Raw genomic sequence first — 2,539 nt, 5'->3', positions numbered from 1 at the left:
TCCAGCACTAGGCTAATCGCATCCAGTTTAAATTCTTTCGAGTACTGCTTTCGTGTGGTCATGATCCATCTCCAGTTTCAGGGCATTATTCCTTAACTGGGGTGGTCACATCTATTCAACCACTTCAACGCTGTACTTGGAGGCCAATGACGAGCGCACGTCAGCCACTGAAATCCATTTGACGTCGCCGATATGCACTGACAAGCCACGCGCCTCAAGCTCGCGGTTTAAATAGGTGAGGTTTGTCGATTCGGATTCACCACTGTATTGCTTGTCGGTGTCGATCACTACCCGGGTGTAGTCTCGGTCAATGGGGAACAACATGACATAGCCTTTGGAAGACAAGAACGTATGGCCATGTTTTTGATAGTCGACATTATGGGACATGCTTTCTACTTTGCAGTCCGCTACCAGGAAGTTTTCACTATAAGCGCTCTCTGAGCAGTCAATATTGGCCAGCTGTCTGACAATACTGTTAGCACCGTCGCAGCCAACGACATAATCGAAAAAACGGCTCTTAACATCATCTTGGCATTTATAGTGTACGAGGTAGCCTTGAGGCTGGTGATCGATTTGGAACACCGTTGCGTCTTTTTCTATCAAGCCTCCATTGCTACAGAAAGCGGTTTCCAACTCAGATTCCAAAAGGCTTTGAGGGTAGCTGTGTATCGTGCGGCACTCGGTGTTGCTGGATTTTCCAAACCGCATGTTGCTAAGCAAGTTACGTTGTGAGTAAAGCCGCATTTCTTCGACCTTCACTGCTTTCGTGTTTATGCCTATATCGGCGTTAAGCAGCCTTAACATCTCTGTTGTTCTTGCATGGAGACTAAAGGCCTTAGACGCTGATAAGCGCGATTTTCGCTTCTCCATAACGACGCACTCAACGCCGTACTGACACAGCAAGGTGCCCAGCGTTAGACCAACAGGGCCTGCACCTACAATCAGAACCTGCTTCATACCGCCGTTTCCTCTAGGTCTTGCGCTAGGTAGCGTTTGTGATTATTAAGGATTTTCTTCGAATAGATACGCTCAAGTTTCCGAAGCTTTTTGCTTTCGATTACGCGGAATGTGCCATAAGAATTCGAGAACACGTTTCCGTTCTGAATAAAATCTACGGTTAAGCGGTAGCTGTTGTCTTTTTCTATTCGATCAATCGAGATATCAATATTGATGCAGAATGGAAATGCGAAGTCATTAAAGTGGCAGAGAATGTCATTGATCACCATTGCCATACCGCAAGTGACGCGCTGCTCAAAGTGAGACCAAGTGGCTATCGCAAGCTGCCGGGTGGCCTCAAGCAACACCATGCCGGGGATATGCGAGCCATCGAAATGGTCTAAGAGGAGTTCGTTGTCTTGGTGAAGGTATAAGCACGAACGGTATTTTCCGTGCGCGACAGTTGATAGCTCCGAAATAAGAATATTGCAGTCTTTGCACTTGTGTGTTTTATCACTCTCCAGCAACTTGCCATTATTAATTAAGTATTTCCTTATCGCAGGCTCTCGAATAGTATTGATTACATCCTGTCTCTGTCTCTCGCTTAACCCTTGCCCAGGTATGTAGATGAGGCCCATTGCACCTGGGGGTTCTTTAATACTTTCCCTAAACGTGTCTATAGAGATATAGGCGTCATTAACTTCTGGGTTCCAGAATTTATTTCCCACAACGAACTTAATGCTCATTATCTTGCCCCCTTTGTATATCTATATTTTTAATCCGCTTAACATCTCCTAATGCTACGGCTTTTCATTACTGTTTCGTATTTCGATTTTGGAAAAACGGATTTTGGCTATTGAGCGTGATAAGTGGCAGCTTATTGACCAGAGTATTGCCCGTTTTCTAAAGCTTTTTGGCCGCAGAAACTGAGTGAAACACCTGAGTTTTCCGCTAAGGTGGTTCCTCATGTGATACATCGAACTCAGTATTGAGGATCGTGCCAGCATTCAGGTTGGGCAAGCACCGTCAGTTCAAACGTTTTCGTGGGGTAGAAGGCGGGCTTTCGGTATAATATTATCTATGAATTCAACAGCTTTTGCTCCCAACTCTAACACGCCATCTTACGCGGCCTTGGCCGAGGAGAATGCCTTGTCGTGGGAGTAACTGGACGCTCAGGCAGAAGTCAACCGCTAGTTGTCGCACCAGTTGGGCTGGTTCAAAAGCAGCTGTTCTGTCCCAAACCCGAGAAGCAGGTTTACGATATTTCAAAACAGGATAGCTTGTTCTCCTTCGGTGAAGCACCGCCGGAGCAGTCTGCCGATGAAGAAAAACGTACCATTACGGCTTATCAGCGCGGCACCGGTAAGAATCAGCGATACGAACAGCAGTCTAGCATGCCCACCGATAGGCGTTGTGCCGAAAAGGCGGCTTCTAAGCCAGGGTCTCCACCTCAAACGCCACAATCTGGCGCTCAACGCTGGAAAATTCCACGCCGATGAGGTGAATGGGTTTGCCGGCGGCGCGGTGCTTATCGGCGTAGCCTTTGTGTTTGATTTGCGCCAGCGCCGTGCCTTCCGGCAGTTGCTCCACCACCTTGAACTCA

The 2,539-nt window shown here is 47.4% G+C and carries 3 protein-coding genes; all 3 read right to left on the bottom strand.

The window, feature by feature from the left end:
* Window positions 1-111 precede the first annotated feature (111 nt).
* The 3 genes from M8006_RS17485 to M8006_RS17475 all read right to left on the bottom strand — a co-directional run bounded on the left by M8006_RS17485 (window position 112) and on the right by M8006_RS17475 (window position 2,526).
* Complete coding sequence (locus tag M8006_RS17485; RefSeq protein ID WP_250084459.1) at window positions 112-957, bottom strand: FAD-dependent oxidoreductase; 846 nt, start codon at window positions 955-957, stop codon at window positions 112-114.
* Window positions 954-1,682, bottom strand: coding sequence for an AfsA-related hotdog domain-containing protein (locus M8006_RS17480; RefSeq protein ID WP_250084458.1), 729 nt, complete (start codon window positions 1,680-1,682; stop codon window positions 954-956). Before M8006_RS17480 ends, M8006_RS17485 begins: the two co-directional genes overlap by 4 nt.
* 685 nt (window positions 1,683-2,367) lie before the next feature.
* Complete coding sequence (locus tag M8006_RS17475; RefSeq protein ID WP_250084461.1) at window positions 2,368-2,526, bottom strand: PD-(D/E)XK nuclease domain-containing protein; 159 nt, start codon at window positions 2,524-2,526, stop codon at window positions 2,368-2,370.
* Window positions 2,527-2,539 lie beyond the last annotated feature (13 nt).

Origin of the sequence: Halomonas llamarensis, from assembly GCF_023555005.1 — a bacterium.
GTDB classification, from domain to species: domain Bacteria; phylum Pseudomonadota; class Gammaproteobacteria; order Pseudomonadales; family Halomonadaceae; genus Vreelandella; species Vreelandella llamarensis.
This window is presented reverse-complemented; position numbering and strand designations above follow the sequence as displayed.

Bases quoted from the DNA above. Each gene is read 5' to 3' on its own strand.
- M8006_RS17485 (WP_250084459.1), bottom strand. From the start codon at position 957: ATGAAGCAGGTTCTGATTGTAGGTGCAGGCCCTGTTGGTCTAACGCTG.
- M8006_RS17480 (WP_250084458.1), bottom strand. From the start codon at position 1,682: ATGAGCATTAAGTTCGTTGTGGGAAATAAATTCTGGAACCCAGAAGTT.